The sequence below is a fragment of the Isoptericola sp. AK164 genome, from assembly GCF_029643425.1.
Lineage (GTDB): Bacteria > Actinomycetota > Actinomycetes > Actinomycetales > Cellulomonadaceae > Isoptericola > Isoptericola haloaureus.
In genome coordinates, this window is record NZ_CP119106.1 from 1,430,247 (window position 1) to 1,446,947 (window position 16,701).

The following is a 16,701-nucleotide window of genomic DNA, read 5'->3' on the forward strand; positions in this document are numbered from 1 at the left end:
CGCAGAACACGAAGGTGACCGACATGCCAGCACCGGAAGACCGTGAGAAGGCCCTCGAGGCCGCGCTCGCCCAGATCGACCGCAGCTTCGGCAAGGGCTCGGTCATGCGGCTCGGCCAGGAGGGGCGCGCCCCGGTGGACGTCATCCCCACCGGCTCCATCGCCCTCGACGTGGCCCTCGGCATCGGCGGCCTGCCCCGTGGCCGCGTGATCGAGGTCTACGGCCCCGAGTCCTCCGGCAAGACGACCGTCGCCCTGCACGCGGTCGCCAACGCCCAGAAGAACGGTGGCATCGCCGCCTTCGTCGACGCCGAGCACGCCCTGGACCCCGAGTACGCCAAGAAGCTCGGCGTGGACACCGACGCGCTGCTCGTCTCCCAGCCCGACACCGGTGAGCAGGCCCTGGAGATCGCGGACATGCTGATCCGCTCGGGCGCGCTCGACATCATCGTCATCGACTCCGTCGCCGCCCTGGTGCCCAAGGCGGAGATCGAGGGCGAGATGGGTGACAGCCACGTCGGTCTGCAGGCCCGCCTGATGTCGCAGGCGCTGCGCAAGATCGCCGGTGCGCTGAGCTCGTCGGGCACCACGGCGATCTTCATCAACCAGCTCCGCGAGAAGATCGGCGTGTTCTTCGGCTCTCCCGAGACGACCACGGGTGGTAAGGCGCTGAAGTTCTACGCCTCGGTGCGTATGGACATCCGCCGCATCGAGACCCTCAAGGAGGGCACCGACTCCGTCGGCAACCGCACCCGCGTCAAGGTCGTCAAGAACAAGATGGCGCCCCCGTTCAAGCAGGCCGAGTTCGACATCCTCTACGGGGTCGGGATCTCCCGCGAGGGCGGTCTGATCGACATGGGCGTCGAGCACGGGTTCGTGCGCAAGTCCGGGTCGTGGTTCACCTACGGCGGGGACCAGCTCGGTCAGGGCAAGGAGAACGCCCGCTCGTTCCTGCGGGACAACCCGGACCTGGCGAACGAGCTGGAGAAGAAGATCAAGGAGAAGCTCGGCGTCGGCCCGCAAGTGGATGCCCCGGCCGACGGTGACGCCCCCGCGGGCGAGACCGCAACGGCCGGCGCGGCCGGCGCGGCCGACGAGAAGGCGCCGGCGAAGGCGCCCGCGGCGAGCAAGAGCGCCGGCCGCATGGCCGCGAAGAAGAAGGCGCCCTTCTGAGCAGCGCGGAGACCGGACGCGGACGGTCGGGCGACGGCGACGGGCGGACCCGTCGCCGTCGCCCGACCGTCGTCGAGCGGCTCGAGGCCGGTGAGCTCTCCCGCGACGAGGCCATGGAGCTGACGCGGGAGGCCGTCCTGCGCACGCTCACCGCTGCGCCGAAGAGCCGGGTCGAGCTGGCACGGTCCCTCGCGCGCAAGGGGTACCCGGAGGATCTGGCGGAGCAGGTGCTCGACCGCCTTGAGGACGTCCACCTCGTCGACGACGCCGCGTACGCCGAGATGATCGTGCGGACCCGGCACGCGGAGCGTGGGCAGGCCCGGCGGGCGATCTCCGCCGAGCTGCACCGCCGGGGCGTCGACACCGAGACGGCGGCCACCGCCCTCGAGCAGATCGACGGCGACGACGAGCGCGCCGCCGCGGCCGAGCTGGCCCGCAAGCACGTCGCGCGGACGCAGGGTCTGGACCGGGACAAGCGCGTCCGGCGTGCCGTGGGGGCGCTGAGCCGGAAGGGGCACAACCCGTCGGTGGCCTTCGCCGCGGTCAAGGAGGCCCTGGCCACCGAGGGCGAGAATGACGACCTGGACGACATGGTGTCGTTCGACGACTAGCCTGCGTCGGGGAGCACTCGCGGCTCTCGTCGACACGAAGGAGCGGGGAGCCATGCGCGCTGCCGTGCACGATCGGTACGGGCCGCCCGAGGTCGTGCGTGTCGAGGAGGTGCCCGACCCGGCGCCGGGCCCCGGTGAGATCCTCGTCCGGGTCCGGGCGACGACCGTGAACCGCACCGATACCGCGTACCGTGCGGGCCGTCCCTGGTTCGCCCGGGCGATGTACGGGCCGCGGCGCCCGCGGGCACGAGTGCTGGGGTGCGAGTACGCGGGCACAGTGGAAGCCGTCGGGGACGGCGTGCACGACCGCGGTGTCGGGGACCGCGTCTACGGCTACGTCGAAGGTCCCTTCGGGGCGCACGCCGAGCTGATGACGGTCCGCAGCGACGGTTGGGTCGAGACGATCCCCGACCACCTCTCCTTCGCGGAGGCGGCCACGGTGACCGAGGGCCCGCACTACGCCTGGGCGTTCTGCGAGCGGCTCCAGATCGGCCCGGACACGGACGTGCTCGTGCACGGCGCGACCGGGGCGATCGGTGCGGCTGCCGTCCAGCTGGCGGCGTCCTGCGGTGCGACGGTGACGGCGGTCTGCGACGCCGCGCACGCGGATCTCGTGCGCAGCCTGGGCGCCGACCGGGTCATCGCGCGCGACGAGGTGGACTTCACCCGCGACGCCGCCCGCTTCGACGTCGTCATGGACGCCGTGGGCAAGAGCTCGTTCGCCCGGTGCCGACGTCTGCTGCGTCCGCACGGCGTGTACGCCTCGTCGGAGCTCGGTCCCGGCGGCGTCAACCTCCTGCTCGCGCTGGCGCCGTGGGCCCGCGTGCGCTTTCCGGCGCCTGTCCCGGACGGACCCACGCGCCGCGTGCTGCACGAGCTGGTCACGGCTGAACGTCTCGTCCCGGTCGTCGATCGGCACTACGCGCTGGAGGACATCACGGCGGCGCACCGGTACGTCGAGTCCGGCCGCAAGGTGGGGCAGCGTCGTCGTCGACGTCTCCTGAGTCAGGTCCACCGTCCCGGTCGGCCGGGGTCCCCGGGACCGGCGTCGGGTCCCTCGTCGACCCCGTGCGGGCGCTCGGCGGCCTGGGCCGTCGCGCCCACCCCGACACCGGCGTCCAGACCGGCCGCCATCGTCCCGGTCCGCCCCGAGGTGCGCCGCAAGGAGTTGCCCAGCCGCTCCGCCAGCTTGGTCAGGCTCCAGTTGATGAGGATGAACAGCACGGCGGCGACGGCCAGGGTCTGCAGGATGTTGCCCTCGCCGGAGCCGAGGCGCCGGGCCTCCTGCAGGAGCTCGCGGTAGGTGATGATCGCGCCGAGGGCGGAGTCCTTGAGCACGACCACGAGCTGGGAGAGCAGCGCGGGCAGCATGGCGATGAGGGCCTGGGGGACCTCGACGGACCGCAGCGACTGGCCCCGCGTCAGTCCCGTCGACAGCGCGGCCTCGCGCTGACCCGAGGGCAGGCCGTGGACACCGGAACGCACCAGCTCGGCCACGACGGACCCGTTGTAGAGGATCAGCCCGATGACGACCCCCCAGAAGTCCGAGTCGTCGACGCCGGCGTTGGCGAGCAGCAGCCAGAAGAACACCATCATGAGCAGCACCGGCACGGCGCGGAAGAACTCCACGACGGCGCCGCACACCACCCGGACCGGCAGCAGCGCGGAGAGCCGGCCCACGCCGAAGAGCAGGCCGAAGGCGAAGGCGCCGACGATCGCGACGGCGGCCGCGCGCATGGTGGCCAGGAACCCCGGCCAGTAGTAGTAGGCCCAGGCATCGGCGTCCACCGCGGCGAGCCACAGGTCCGCGTCGAGCTGGCCCTTGTCGGCCAGACGGGCGAGCACGAGAGCCGCGATGCCGGCGACGACGACGGCACCGACGATGTTGCCCAGCAGGATCCGGCGCTTGGCACGGGGACCGGGCGCGTCGAAGAGGACGGTCTGGGCGCTCATCGGGCCACCGCCAGTCGACGCGAGAACGAGGTGGACAGCAGTCCGACGGGGGTCACGAGGATCACGTAGCCGATCGCGAAGGTGAAGAAGATCGCGTAGATGTAGTCGGGCCGGAACTCGATCATCGTCCGCATCACCGAGGAGGTCTCGGTCGCCACCGAGGCGGCCGCCGCGACCGTGGTGTTCTTGATGAGGGCGATGAGGACGTTGCCGAGCGGGGCGATCGCGCCGCGGAAGGCCTGCGGCAGGATGACCAGCCGGGCCGAGGGCAGGAACGACAGGCCGATGGAGCGTGCCGCCTCGGCCTGGCCGACCGGCACCGTGTTGACGCCGGAGCGGATCGCCTCGCACACGAAGGCCGCGTGGTAGATCGACAGCCCCACGACCGCGAGCCAGAAGAAGTTGAGGTCGAAGTCGGTCGCCAGCGTCAGCTCGAGCTGACCCCAGGCCCCGAGGACCATGAAGACCATGATGATCGTCAGCGGGGTGTTCCGCAGGATCGTCACGTACGCGGACCCGGCCCACTGCAGGCTCCCGATGGGGGAGATGCGGAACAGCGCCAGCACCGACCCCAGGGCCAGGGAGAGCAGCGCCGCCCAGAAGGCGAGCTGGATGTTGACCCAGAACGCCCCCAGCACGTCGTACTGGCGGACGATGTCGAGATACTCCTCCACGCGGCGGACGCTCCTTCGGCTCGGTCACGGCGGTGACGGGCACCGGGCCGACGGCCCGGGTATCGGATCGAGGGACCGGGTCGGGCCCGCCGAGCGGTGCGGCGGGCCCGACCCGGACTCATCCGGGGATCACATGTCGCAGGGGTCGAACTCCGGCGGGTTCAGGTCGGAGTTCGGCGTGTAGCCGGTGCCCTCGGTGGCGGCGTCGATGTACTCCTGCCACGAGCCGTCCTCGATCATCTGCGTCAGCGCCGCGTTGATGTCCTCGCACTGCTCGGACTCCTGCGGGATGCCGACGCCGTAGCGCTCCTCGGAGAACGTGTTGCCCACGACCTTCACCTGGCCGGCGTTGGCGGGCTGGGCGCCCAGGCCGGCGAGGATGATGTCGTCGGTGGTCACGGCGTCGACCTGCCCCGAGGTGAGCGCGGTGACGCACTCGGCGTACCCGGGCTGCTCGAGGAGGTTGACGCCCTCGGAGTACTCGTCCTTGATGCGCTGGGCGGACGTCGAACCGGTGACCGAGCACAGGTTCTTGCCGTCCAGGGCGTCCGGGCCGGTGATGTCGGTGTTGTCGGCCGCGACGAGGAGGTCCTGGCCGGCCACGAAGTACGGGCCGGCGTAGGAGACCTGCTCGCGGCGCTCGTCGGTGATCGAGTAGGTGGCGAAGATCATGTCGACCTGGCCGGTCGAGAGCAGCGTCTCGCGCTGGGCGGACGGGGCCTCGACCCACTCGATCTGGTCCTCGGAGTAGCCGAGCTCGCTCGCGACGTACTTGGCGACGTCGACGTCGAACCCGGAGGGCGTGTCGCCGTCCATGAAGCCGAGGCCGGGCTGGTCGAACTTGATACCGATGGTGAGGCCCTCACCGCCGGCACCTTCCTCCTCCTCCATGGTGTCGGTCGTCTCGCTGCCGGCGTCGGCGTCGGTGTCTCCTCCGCCGTCGTCGGAGGAACAGGCGGCCAGCGCGAGCGCGGCCGTGGCGGCCAGGGCGATCACCCCGGTGGTGCGTGTGCGTCGCATGGTTCGTCCTTTCGTCGGGTGGTGCCGGTGCGGAAGATCAGTGGGTGAGGATCTTCGACAGGAAGTCCTTGGCGCGGTCGCTGCGCGGGTGGTGGAAGAACTCCTCGGGGGTGGCCTCCTCGACGATCTGGCCGTCGGCCATGAACACCACCCGGTCGGCCGCCTTGCGCGCGAACCCCATCTCGTGCGTGACGACGATCATCGTCATGCCCTCCTTGGCGAGCTGCTCCATCACGTCGAGCACCTCGTTGATCATCTCGGGGTCGAGTGCCGACGTCGGCTCGTCGAAGAGCATCACCTTGGGGTGCATGGCCAGCGAGCGGGCGATCGCCACGCGCTGCTGCTGCCCGCCGGAGAGCTGGGCGGGGAACTTCGCCGCCTGGTTCTTGACCCCAACCCGGTCGAGGAGCCGCAGGGCCTCGGCCTCGGCGTCGGACTTGCTCAGCCCGCGGACCTTGCGCGGGCCGAGCGTGACGTTGTCCAGCACCGTCTTGTGGGCGAAGAGGTTGAACGCCTGGAAGACCATGCCGACGTCGGCGCGCAGCCGGGCGAGCTGGCGGCCCTCGGCCGGCATCGGCTGCCCGTCGATGGAGATGTCGCCGCTGTCGATCGTCTCCAGCCGGTTGATGGCACGGCACAGCGTCGACTTGCCGGAGCCCGACGGGCCGATGACGACGAGCACCTCGCCGCGTCGCACCGTCAGGTTGATGTCCTGCAGCACGTGCAGGTCCCCGAAGTACTTGTCGACCGCCTCGAGCTCGACGAGCGGGGCGCCCAGGTGCGAGTCGTCCGCCGGCGGGTGCTGGTCGTCCGCCGGAGTCGTTCCGCTGTGATCCATGTCATGAACCTAACCAGCCGATTGTTTCCATGGGATGCGAAGACGCGCCGAGTCGGCAACGAATCGGTAACGACTGTCCGGAACGTGAAGAATCAGCATGCTTGCGACGTCGGATTCGTCGCGCGCGGGACCGTACCCTAGAAGGCGATGTCCACCACCATGCCGTCACCCCGCGAGACCGTCACACCCCAGCCCTCCGACGGGGCCGGCCGGACGTACACGGTCCGCACCCTGGGGTGCCAGATGAACGTCCACGACTCCGAGCACATGGCCGGGATGCTCGAGCAGGCCGGCTACACGCGGGCGTCGGCCGCCGACGAGGCGGCCAGCAACGCCGACGTGGTGGTCATCAACACCTGCGCGGTGCGCGAGAACGCCGCCACCCGCCTCTACGGCAACCTCGGCCAGCTCGCCGGGCTCAAGGCGGAGCGGCCCGGCATGCAGATCGCCGTCGGCGGCTGCCTGGCGCAGAAGGACCGCGGCGAGATCGTCGACAAGGCGCCCTGGGTCGACGTGGTCTTCGGCACCCACAACCTGGACGCGCTGCCGGTGCTCCTCGAGCGGGCACGGCACAACGCGGCCGCGCAGGTCGAGATCGCCGAGTCCCTGCAGGTCTTCCCCTCCACGCTGCCGACCCGCCGCGAGTCGGTGTACGCCGGCTGGGTCTCCATCTCCGTGGGCTGCAACAACACCTGCACCTTCTGCATCGTCCCGCACCTGCGGGGCAAGGAGCGCGACCGCCGGCCGGGGGAGGTCCTCGCGGAGGTGCAGGCCCTGGTGGACGCCGGAGCCGTCGAGGTTACGCTGCTGGGTCAGAACGTCAACAGCTACGGCGTCGAGTTCGGCGACCGGGGGGCGTTCGCCAAGCTGCTGCGCGCCTGCGGGAACATCGAGGGACTGGAGCGCGTGCGCTTCACCTCGCCCCACCCGGCCGCGTTCACCGACGACGTCATCGAGGCGATGGCGGAGACCCCGAACGTCATGCCGCAGCTGCACATGCCGCTGCAGTCGGGCTCGGACCGCGTCCTGCGCGCCATGCGCCGCAGCTACCGGTCGACCAAGTTCCTCGGGATCCTGGACCGCGTGCGCGCCGCGATGCCCGACGCCGCGATCACCACCGACATCATCGTCGGCTTCCCCGGGGAGACCGAGGAGGACTTCGCCGAGACGCTGCGCGTCGTCGAGGAGTCGCGATTCAGCTCGGCCTTCATGTTCCAGTACTCCCCGCGCCCCGGGACGCCGGCGGCGGAGATGGACGACCAGCTGCCCAAGGAGGTCGTCCAGGAGCGCTTCGACCGGCTGCTGGCGCTCCAGGAGCGGATCAGCGCCGAGGAGTCCGCGCGACAGACCGGCCGGACCCTCGAGGTGCTCGTCTCGGAGGGCTCGGGGAAGAAGGACGGTGCCACCCACCGGCTGTCGGGCCGGGCCCCGGACAACCGCCTGGTCCACCTCGCGGTGCCGGCCGGCGTGCTGCCCGAGGGCGGCCTGGCCGACCAGCCGGCCTCCCTCGACGACCCGCGGCTCGTCGACGTCGCCGACCTGGACCCTGCGCTCCCGCGCCCGGGGGACATGGTGACCGTCGAGGTCACGCGGGCGGCGCCGCACCATCTCATCGCCGACTCCGCGCTCGACGGCGGCACCTACACGGTGCGGCGCACGCGGTCCGGCGACGCCTGGGTGCAGCGGGAGTCCGCCCGCCTCGGCGGCGGCCACGACGACCACTCCCACGGCGGCGGTGGCGAGCCCGGCGCGCCGGTCACCCTGGGGATGCCGACGCTACGTCGCTGACGTGCCCCGGCCGGGGCCGGACTCCCGGCCGAGGTCCGGACCGGCGGCCGGGGATCAGTCCTCGGCCTCCGGGCCGACCAGGGCGCCGAGCCCCGAGAAGAACTGGGACGTCGTCACCAGGCCGCACGACAGCGTCTCGGCGAGCTGCTCGTCGGTCGCGCCGTGCTCCAGGTCGACGGACACCTCGCCGTAGAGGGCGAGGCCGCCCTGCTCGGGGCGCGTGTAGACCTTCGGCCAGATGCGCTCGCGGTTCCAGTCGTTGCACGCCTGCAGCACCGCCGGCCGTGCCGAGTCGGGCACGGTTCCCGACCAGCGTCCGCGGACCTGGAGGATCTCTCCGGCGTCGCCCAGCAGCAGGAACCAGAACCGGTGGCCGTCCCACGTCCCGGTGAGGTCGCCGTCGTCGTCGGTGCGGAACCGGTAGCCGCGCCGCGCGAGGTCGGCGCCGATGCGTCGGGCCGTCACCGGGGTGGGGCGTGCGGCCGGGGGCTCGGTGTCGTCGGCGCGCCGACGGCGCGCCACCTGCAGCACCGCCGTCGCGGCTCGTCGCAGCGGCCCGCTCACGGTGCCACCTGCAGCGGGTCCGGGAACACCGAGTCCAGGTGCTCGAAGAACATCACCCCGGTCGACAGCCCGCACTCCAGGAGCTGGCCGAGCTGGTCGTCGGTGGCGCCGTGCTCGAGGCTCGTGGTGACCTCGGCGCAGACCACGACCGCGCCGTCGTCGCGCACCCGCGCGTACGTCGTCGGCCAGATGCGCTCGGCGTTCCAGGCGTTGCACACGTCGAGGATCTCCCTGAGCCGCTCGATGGTGGCCTGGCGGTGCCACTGGCCGCGCACCTGCAGGACCTCGCCCTCGTCGCCCAGCACGAGGAAGGAGAACTGCCGTCCGTGCCAGATGCCGCCCGGGTCGCCGTCGTTGTCGACGGCGTAGGTGAACCCCGAGGAGTCCAGCCAGGCACTGACCCGTTCTCGCGTCACGGGGCGGGGGGTCGCCCCGGCGAGCTGCCCGACGGGCCCGGCCAGCAGCACGTTCTCGACGTCGCTGCGCAACAGGTCCGCGTCGAGGGGCTCCTCACGCGATGCGGCTGACGATCTGGCGATCCGGCGCGACCCGAAGAACCTCACACCACCCACGCTACACGTCCCGGTAGGTTGGCAGCGTGCCCGCTCGTGCCGTCGTCCTGCCCGCGACCCCGCTCCTGGTCCCCGGTGCCGCCGGGACGGCACGGCCCCTGGGCGACCTGCGTGCCGCCGTCGCGGACGCCCTGGCCGCCGTCCGGACCCCGCACGGAGCCGTCCCGCAGCGCTGGGGGGTGCTCGCGCCCGGTCCGCGCACCGCCGCCGGCGCCCGGCGGGCCTCCCTCGCCGCGGCCGGCGTCCACGACCGCTGGCTGCCTGGTCCCCCCACGGGCGTCACGCTCCCGGCGGCACACGTTCCCGCCTCGGTGGCGCTGCTGGTCCTGGCCCGCGCGCTGGGCGACGACGTCGCGGCCGGGGCGCACGTCGTCGAGGTCGCCGACGACGATCCCGGGGCCGTGCGCGTCGGCCTGCGCGAGCTCGCCGGGGTCGACGCGCTCGTCGTGGCCGGCGGTTCCCCCGCCGACCCGGCGGCCGGACCCACGGCCTGCACGACGGCGGTCGCCGGCGTCCTGGCCGGGCTCGCGGACCGCGGCGGCTGGTCGGCGACCACCCGGACCGTCGCCGCGTCCGGGGACCACCTGCCGGGTGCCTACGACGTCGTGACCTGGGCCGACTGACTCACCCGGCGAACCAGCCGACGCCGGCGAGCAGCAGCCAGAACCGCACCGTGCGGCCGACCAGGAGGGTCGGGACGTAGACGGCCATGGGCACCCGCAGCGAGCCGGCCACGACGGCCATGATCATCAGCGGCGGGAAGCCCGCCGAGGCCGACGCGAGAAGCACCGCGGCGCTGAGCCAGGGCCGGCCCTGGATGCGGTCCTGCCACCGGTCGAAGGTCTCGCGGCGTCGCTTGACGGCCAGCTTCTCGCGCACCCACCGCGTCTCCATCGACCGGGCCGCGCCGAGGTACCACACCACCTTGGACACGGTCTGGCCGATCCCGGCCACGAGAGCGATCAGCGCCACCCGGACCGGGTCCGACGCCGCGTCCGTCACCGCCGCGACGCCCCCGAGGTACACCTCGATGCTGACCACCGGGACGAGCCCGGACAGCAGGCTCACGGCGAGCACGGACAGCAGCAGCACCCGCAGAGCCTAGCCGGGGGGTACGGCGACCCACGACGTACGGTAGGTCCGTGATCGTCGCCGTCGTGGGACCCACCGCCACCGGGAAGTCGGACCTCGCCCTGGACCTCGCCGAGGCGCTGTCCGGACCGCGGGCGCCGGCCGAGATCGTCAACGCCGACGCCTTCCAGCTCTACCGCGGCATGGACGTCGGCACCGCCAAGGTGCCGCCGGCCGAGCGCCGGGGGATCGTCCACCACCAGCTCGACGTGCTGGACCCCACCCAGGACGCCTCCGTGGCGCACTACCAGGCGGCGGCCCGCGCGGACCTCGACGCGATCGCGGCCCGCGGCGCCCGCGCCGTCGTCGTCGGCGGTTCCGGGCTCTACGTGCGCGCACTGCTGGACGAGATGAACTTCCCGGGCACCGACCCGCAGGTGCGCGCCCGCCTCGAGGGGCGCGCCGAGACCGAGGGGCGCCGCGCGCTGCACGCCGAGCTGGTGCGCCGCGACCCCGATGCCGCCGCGTCCATCGGCCCGGAGAACACCCGGCGCCTCGTACGTGCGCTGGAGGTGATCGAGATCACCGGGCAGCCGTTCACCGCCAACCTGCCCCGCCAGGAGTACGTCCGTCTCGCCGTCCAGATCGGTCTCGACTGCGACCGACCCACGCTCGACGCCCGGGTCGCGGGGCGGGTGGACCGCATGTGGTCCGCCGGGCTCGTCGACGAGGTGCGGTCGTTGGCCTCGCCCGCGCAGGGCGGGACCGGTGCCGGACTCGGCACGACGGCGGCGCGCGCCGTGGGGTACGCCGAGCTGCTGCGCTGGTTCGCGGGCGACCTCACCGAGGACGCCGCGCGCGAGGCCGTGGTGACCGACACCCGGCGGCTCGCGCGCAAGCAGATGGGATGGTTCGGCCGCGACCCGCGCGTGCAGTGGCTCGACGCCGGTTCGCCGACCCTGCTGGCCGACGCCCTCGCCGTGGTCCGGGCCGCCGATGCGGAGACCCTCCCGGCGCCGGAGGACCGACCCGTGCGCCGTAGTCTGGGCTCATGACCGTACGTTTCACCAAGGGGCACGGCACGCAGAACGACTTCGTGCTCGTCGCCGACACCCGCGGCGACATGGACCTCACGGCCGAGCAGGTGCGGCGTCTGGCCGACCGGCGCAGCGGCATCGGCGCCGACGGCGTCATCCGCCTGGCGCCGACGGCCGCGGTCGCCCAGGCGGGCGAGCAGGTGGCCGACGACGTGCTCGCGGCCGCCCCGGAGGCCATCTGGTTCATGGACTACCGCAACGGTGACGGCAGCCCGGCCGAGATGTGCGGCAACGGCGTGCGGGTCTTCACCGCGTTCGCCGAGAGCCTGGGGCTCGCCGACCTGTCCGACGGCGCCGAGCTGGCGCTGGGCACCCGCGGGGGCGTCAAGCGGGTCCGGCGCGAGCAGAACGGCTGGTACGCCGTCGACATGGGGCCGTGGTCCCTCACCGGGGGCGACGACGCGGCCGCTGCCGGAGCCGACGCCATGGTGCTCACGGCGGGCTGGGACGCCCCGCGTCCGGCGCTGAGCCTCGACCTGGGCAACCCGCACACGGTGGTGGCGCTGTCCGACGTCGCCGAGCTCGACGCGCTGGACCTCACCCGGGCCCCGGCCGTCGAACCCGTCCCGCCGCACGGCACCAACGTCGAGCTCGTCGTCCCGCTCGGGGAGGAGGCCGGTCCCGAGGGGCGGCCCGTCGGGCGGATCCGCATGCGGGTGCACGAGCGCGGCGTCGGCGAGACGCGGTCGTGCGGCACCGGTGCGTGCGCGGCGGCGCTCGCGGTGCGCACTTGGGCGGCGCACGGCGTGGACGACCCCCACGGGGTGCCGTCGACCTGGTTCGTCGAGGTGCCCGGCGGCGAGGTCCGCGTCCGGCTGCTGCACGGCGGGCACGTGGAGCTCGCCGGTCCCGCCGAGCTCGTCTTCAGCGGCGAGATCGACCTGTAGTGCCGGACGTCACCGCGGTCGCCGGTCAGGTCCCGCGTCCGTCGGTCGAGCGTCCCGGACGCGCGAGATTCGTCTGCTGATCCGCCGCAGAACCGGGACGCTCGTCCCCTCACGGGACGTGCCCGGCCGCCCGGCGCGCCCTCAGCGCGTCACGTGCAGGACGCGGAAGCCCTTCGACGAGGCCGCGCGCCGCGTGGGTTGCCCGAGCTCGGCCTCGATCCACCGGGCCAGGGAGTCGGCGCCGAGGTTCTTCTGCACCACCAGCCACGCGCCGCCGTCGGGCGGGCACGGCGCCGTCAGCCGCGGCAGCCAGCGTCGCAGCATGTCGTGCAGCACCTGCTTGCCCACGCGGATCGGCGGGTTCGACCAGATCGCGGCGAACGTGACGTCGTCGGGCACCCCGTCCGGCGTCACCGCCCGGACCCGGTCGGAGACCCCGAGCCGGTCGGCGTTGCGGCGCACCAGGTCCAGCGCGCGCTCGTTGACGTCGACGGCCCAGACGGTGCTCGCCGGGTTCTCCAGGGCCGCCGTGAGCGTGATCGGGCCCCAGCCGCACCCGAGGTCCAGCAGGTCGCCCGCCGGCGGGGCGGGCACCTCGTCGAGCAGGATCCGGGTGCCCTTGTCGACCCCGCCGGGGGAGAAGATGCCGGCGGCGACCTCGACGGTCGCCTCGCGTCCGGCGAGCCGCACGTCGAGGGTGCGACGCTCGTCGTCGGAGGCCGGTCGGGCCGTGAAGTAGTGGTCGCTCACAGCAGGAAGCGTAATGGGCTTCGTCGGGACGAAACCGCGTGGGATCCTTGTTGACGACGGAGAACCCATCGAGAGGACCGACTTGACCCACACCCCCACCGACCCCGAGCAGACCGCGACGGGCGCCGAGGCGACCGAGGAGCCCCGGGACGCGCAGTCGATCGCTCACGACGTGGTCGCACGCGTCCTCGCGAGAGCAGGGACGGCGCGGGCCGAGGGCGGGACCGTGCACTCCGCGTACGACGGCGACCAGCTCGACCTGGCCGAGCGCTCGGCGCTGCGCCGCGTCTCCGGGCTGTCCACCGAGCTCGACGACGTCACCGAGGTCGAGTACCGCCAGCTCCGGCTGGAGAAGGTCGTCCTCGTCGGCCTGCACTCCGGGGGCGAGGTCGCCTCCCGCGACGCCGAGATCTCGCTGCGCGAGCTCGCCGCGCTGGCCGAGACCGCCGGCTCCCAGGTCCTCGACGGGCTGCTGCAGAAGCGGGCCACGCCCGACCCGGGCACGTTCCTCGGCTCCGGCAAGGCGGCCGAGCTCGCCGACATGGTCGCGGCCAGCGGCGCCGACACCGTCGTCGTCGACTCCGAGCTCGCCCCGTCCCAGCGGCGTGCGCTGGAGGACATCGTCAAGGTCAAGGTCGTCGACCGCACCGCGCTGATCCTGGACATCTTCGCCCAGCACGCCAAGTCGCGGGAGGGCAAGGCGCAGGTCGAGCTCGCCCAGCTCGAGTACCTGCTGCCGCGTCTGCGCGGCTGGGGCGAGTCGATGTCCCGGCAGGCCGGTGGCCAGGTCGGCGGCGCGGGCGCCGGCATGGGCTCGCGCGGCCCCGGTGAGACGAAGATCGAGCTCGACCGCCGCCGGATCCGCAACCGCATGGCCAAGCTGCGCCGCGAGATCGCCGCGATGGCGCCCGCCCGGGAGACCAAGCGCCTCGAGCGTCGTCGCCACGCGGTGCCCAACGTCGCGATCGCCGGGTACACCAACGCCGGGAAGTCCTCGCTGCTCAACGTCCTCACCGACGCCGGGGTGCTGGTCGAGAACGCCCTGTTCGCGACGCTCGACCCCACGGTGCGGCGCGCCCGCACCGAGGACGGCCGCCTGTACACGCTCGCCGACACCGTCGGGTTCGTGCGGCACCTGCCGCACCAGCTCGTCGAGGCGTTCCGGTCCACCCTCGAGGAGGTGGGCGACGCGGCGCTGCTGCTGCACGTCGTCGACGCCTCCCACCCCGACCCCGAGGGGCAGATCGACGCCGTCCGCGAGGTGCTGTCCGACATCCCCGGGGTGGAGGACGTCCCCGAGATCGTCGTGCTGAACAAGGCCGACCTCGCCGACCCCGTCACCGTGGGCCGGATCCAGCGCCGCGAACGGCGCACCGCCGTCGTCTCGGCGCACTCCGGCGAGGGGATCGCCGAGCTCAAGGCGCTGATCGCCGACGCGCTGCCGCGCCCGGCCGTGGAGATCGACCTGGTCGTGCCGTACTCGCGCGGCGACCTCGTGCACCGGGTCCACGAGCACGGCGAGCTCGCCGACGAGGAGTACCTCGCCGAGGGCACGCGCCTGCGCGGACGGGTCGACGCGGCGCTCGCGGCCGAGCTGGACGCCGCGGCCGTCTGAGCGCTGTGGACCCGTCCGGCGGGGTCGCCGGGCGCCCGTAGGATCGCACGGTGACCTCGTCCGACCCCGCCGCCGCACCCGACGTCTCGACGCTGCTCGACCGCGCGGTCGGGGCCCTCGGAGGCAGCCCGCGCGAGGGCCAGCGGGAGATGGCCTCGGAGGTCGCGCGGGCCATCGACGACGGGCGGCACCTGCTCGTGCAGGCCGGCACCGGCACCGGCAAGTCCCTCGGCTACCTCGTGCCCGCCGTGCGCCACGCGGTGACGCAGGACGAGCGGGTCGTGGTGTCGACCGCCACGCTCGCCCTGCAGCGCCAGGTCATCACCCGGGACCTGCCCCTGGTGGCCGACGCCGTGGCGCCGGCCTTGCCGCGGCCGCCGCGGGTCGCCCTGCTCAAGGGGTGGCACAACTACCTGTGCCGGCACAAGATCACCGGCGGCTACCCGACGGACGACGCCACGCTGTTCGACCTGCCGCCCGACCCCGGCCCGGGCGAGGGGGCGGCCGCCGAGCAGCACCCGGCCACCCCGCGCGGCGGGGACGCGGCGTCGGACCGGCTGGCCGACCAGGTGCGCCGGCTGCACGCCTGGGCCGAGGAGACCGACACCGGGGACCGGGACGACCTGGTCCCCGGCGTCCCGGACCGTGCCTGGCGGCAGGTGTCGGTCACCTCCCTGGAGTGCCTCGGCCAGCGGTGCCCGGTCTTCGACGAGTGCTTCGCCGAGCAGGCGCGCGCCACCGCCCGCGAGGCCGACGTCGTGGTCACCAACCACGCCATGCTGGGGATCGCCGCGTCCGGGAACCAGCACGTCCTGCCGGAGCACGACGTGCTGGTGGTCGACGAGGCCCACGAGCTCGCCGACCGCATCACCTCCGCCGCGACGGTCGACCTGTCGGCCGGCACGGTCGAGCACGCGGCCCGGCTCGCCCGCCGCCACGGCGGCCGGACCACGGACGACCTCGACGCCGCCGCCCAGGGCCTGGCGCAGGTGCTCGCCACGGTCCCGGCCGAGCGCTACCCCCAGGGGCTGCCGGAGTCGTTGCACACCGCCGTGTCCGCGGTGCGCGACGCCGCCCGCGGCCTGCTCGCCGAGCTGCGGCCGGAGCCCGGGGCCGAGCCCGACGCCGGCATCCGCATGGCGCAGTCGGCGATCCAGCAGCTCTTCGACGTGGCCGAACGCATGGCGGCCGAGGACACCAGCGACGACGTCCTGTGGTGCTCCCGACCGCCCGCCGACGCGCCCTGGGGTGACGGGGTCGCCCGGCTGCACGCCGCGCCGCTGGCCGTCGCGGGGCTGATCAGCTCCCAGCTGCTCACCGAGCGCACCGGCGTCCTGACCTCGGCCACGCTGACGCTGGGCGGCAGCTTCGACCCGCTGGCACGGTCCCTCGGGCTCGCCGCCTCCACCGGCGACGACGACGGCGACTGGCGCGGCATCGACGTCGGCAGCCCGTTCGACTACCGCCGCCAGGGCATCTGCTACGTGGCCAAGCACCTGCCCGCGCCCGGGCGCGAACCCACCACCGAGGCGCAGCTCGACGAGATCGCCGGCCTGATCGAGGCGGCCGGCGGGCGCACGCTGGGGCTGTTCTCCTCCCGCCGCGCCGCGACGGCCGCGGCCGAGGCCATGCGTGAGCGCCTGGACGTCCCGGTGCTGTGCCAGGGCGACGACCAGCTGCCGAGCCTGGTGGCACAGTTCGCGGCCGATCCGGCGACCTGTCTGTTCGGCACGCTGTCGTTGTGGCAGGGGGTGGACGTGCCGGGGGACGCGTGCCGGCTGGTCCTGATCGACCGGGTGCCGTTCCCGCGCCCCGACGACCCCGTCAAGGCGGCCCGTGCCCGCGCGGTCGAGCAGTCCGGCGGCAACGGGTTCATGCAGGTCGCCGCGACGCACGCCGCGCTGCTGCTGGCGCAGGGAGCCGGTCGGCTCATCCGCTCCCAGGAGGACAAGGGCGTCGTGGCGGTCCTGGACCCCCGCCTGGTCACGGCCCGGTACGGATCCTTCCTCACCCGGTCCCTGCCCGACTTCTGGCGCACCACCGACCAGGATCTGGTCCGCGGTGCACTGCGGCGGCTCGACACATAGTC

At 73.4% G+C, this 16,701-nt stretch carries 16 protein-coding genes; 8 read left to right on the plus strand and 8 right to left on the minus strand.

The window, feature by feature from the left end:
- Nucleotides 1-23 precede the first annotated feature (23 nt).
- Nucleotides 24-1,172, plus strand: coding sequence for a recombinase RecA (gene recA, locus PO879_RS06535; RefSeq protein WP_278237110.1), 1,149 nt, complete (start codon nt 24-26; stop codon nt 1,170-1,172).
- A gap of 113 nt (nt 1,173-1,285) precedes the next feature.
- Entirely contained in the window at nt 1,286-1,783 is a 498-nt protein-coding gene (locus tag PO879_RS06540; protein ID WP_278237111.1) for a regulatory protein RecX, read from the plus strand.
- Between the two features lie 1,005 nt (nt 1,784-2,788).
- Here PO879_RS06540 and PO879_RS06545 read toward each other — a convergent pair.
- The 4 genes from PO879_RS06545 to PO879_RS06560 all read right to left on the minus strand — a co-directional run bounded on the left by PO879_RS06545 (nt 2,789) and on the right by PO879_RS06560 (nt 6,268).
- Complete coding sequence (locus tag PO879_RS06545; RefSeq protein ID WP_278237112.1) at nt 2,789-3,736, minus strand: amino acid ABC transporter permease; 948 nt, start codon at nt 3,734-3,736, stop codon at nt 2,789-2,791.
- Entirely contained in the window at nt 3,733-4,410 is a 678-nt protein-coding gene (locus PO879_RS06550) for an ABC transporter permease subunit (protein ID WP_278237113.1), read from the minus strand. Before PO879_RS06550 ends, PO879_RS06545 begins: the two co-directional genes overlap by 4 nt.
- 129 nt (nt 4,411-4,539) lie before the next feature.
- On the minus strand, nt 4,540-5,430 hold the full coding sequence (locus PO879_RS06555) for a glutamate ABC transporter substrate-binding protein (protein ID WP_278237114.1): 891 nt from the start codon (nt 5,428-5,430) through the stop codon (nt 4,540-4,542).
- A 37-nt stretch (nt 5,431-5,467) separates the two neighbouring features.
- Nucleotides 5,468-6,268 (minus strand): amino acid ABC transporter ATP-binding protein, encoded by an 801-nt coding sequence (locus tag PO879_RS06560; protein ID WP_278237115.1) that lies wholly within the window; start codon nt 6,266-6,268, stop codon nt 5,468-5,470.
- Between the two features lie 159 nt (nt 6,269-6,427).
- On the opposite strand from PO879_RS06560, the gene miaB reads away from it, so the two are divergent.
- Nucleotides 6,428-8,056 (plus strand): tRNA (N6-isopentenyl adenosine(37)-C2)-methylthiotransferase MiaB, encoded by a 1,629-nt coding sequence (gene miaB / locus PO879_RS06565; protein WP_278237471.1) that lies wholly within the window; start codon nt 6,428-6,430, stop codon nt 8,054-8,056.
- A gap of 54 nt (nt 8,057-8,110) precedes the next feature.
- Here the strand turns inward: miaB and PO879_RS06570 are convergent, their stop codons facing one another.
- Nucleotides 8,111-8,620 (minus strand): YbjN domain-containing protein, encoded by a 510-nt coding sequence (locus tag PO879_RS06570; RefSeq protein ID WP_347568620.1) that lies wholly within the window; start codon nt 8,618-8,620, stop codon nt 8,111-8,113.
- Complete coding sequence (locus PO879_RS06575) at nt 8,617-9,108, minus strand: YbjN domain-containing protein (protein ID WP_278237116.1); 492 nt, start codon at nt 9,106-9,108, stop codon at nt 8,617-8,619. Before PO879_RS06575 ends, PO879_RS06570 begins: the two co-directional genes overlap by 4 nt.
- Nucleotides 9,109-9,218: 110 nt before the next feature.
- On the opposite strand from PO879_RS06575, the gene PO879_RS06580 reads away from it, so the two are divergent.
- Entirely contained in the window at nt 9,219-9,815 is a 597-nt protein-coding gene (locus tag PO879_RS06580) for a hypothetical protein (protein ID WP_278237117.1), read from the plus strand.
- 1 nt (nt 9,816) lies between these two features.
- On the opposite strand, the gene PO879_RS06585 is transcribed toward PO879_RS06580, so the two are convergent.
- Nucleotides 9,817-10,284 carry a hypothetical protein gene (locus PO879_RS06585; RefSeq protein WP_278237118.1) on the minus strand — a complete coding sequence of 156 codons (468 nt, stop codon included), beginning with the start codon at nt 10,282-10,284 and terminating at the stop codon, nt 9,817-9,819.
- Nucleotides 10,285-10,334: 50 nt separating this feature from the next.
- Here PO879_RS06585 and miaA point away from each other — a divergent pair, with 50 nt between their 5' ends.
- Both miaA and dapF read left to right on the plus strand, forming a co-directional pair.
- Nucleotides 10,335-11,318 (plus strand): tRNA (adenosine(37)-N6)-dimethylallyltransferase MiaA, encoded by a 984-nt coding sequence (miaA, locus tag PO879_RS06590; protein ID WP_278237119.1) that lies wholly within the window; start codon nt 10,335-10,337, stop codon nt 11,316-11,318.
- The gene (dapF, locus tag PO879_RS06595) at nt 11,315-12,247 is read left to right on the plus strand and encodes a diaminopimelate epimerase (protein WP_278237120.1); all 933 of its coding nucleotides are present in this window, start codon (nt 11,315-11,317) and stop codon (nt 12,245-12,247) included. The genes miaA and dapF overlap by 4 nt, the downstream gene beginning before the upstream one ends.
- A 141-nt stretch (nt 12,248-12,388) precedes the next feature.
- On the opposite strand, the gene PO879_RS06600 is transcribed toward dapF, so the two are convergent.
- Nucleotides 12,389-12,997: a methyltransferase gene (locus tag PO879_RS06600; protein ID WP_278237121.1), complete on the minus strand. Its 609-nt coding sequence runs from the start codon at nt 12,995-12,997 to the stop codon at nt 12,389-12,391.
- An 82-nt stretch (nt 12,998-13,079) separates the two neighbouring features.
- Here PO879_RS06600 and hflX point away from each other — a divergent pair, with 82 nt between their 5' ends.
- On the plus strand, nt 13,080-14,612 hold the full coding sequence (gene hflX / locus PO879_RS06605) for a GTPase HflX (RefSeq protein ID WP_278237122.1): 1,533 nt from the start codon (nt 13,080-13,082) through the stop codon (nt 14,610-14,612).
- A gap of 50 nt (nt 14,613-14,662) precedes the next feature.
- On the plus strand, nt 14,663-16,699 hold the full coding sequence (locus PO879_RS06610; RefSeq protein WP_278237123.1) for an ATP-dependent DNA helicase: 2,037 nt from the start codon (nt 14,663-14,665) through the stop codon (nt 16,697-16,699).
- The last annotated feature ends 2 nt before the right edge of the window (nt 16,700-16,701 follow it).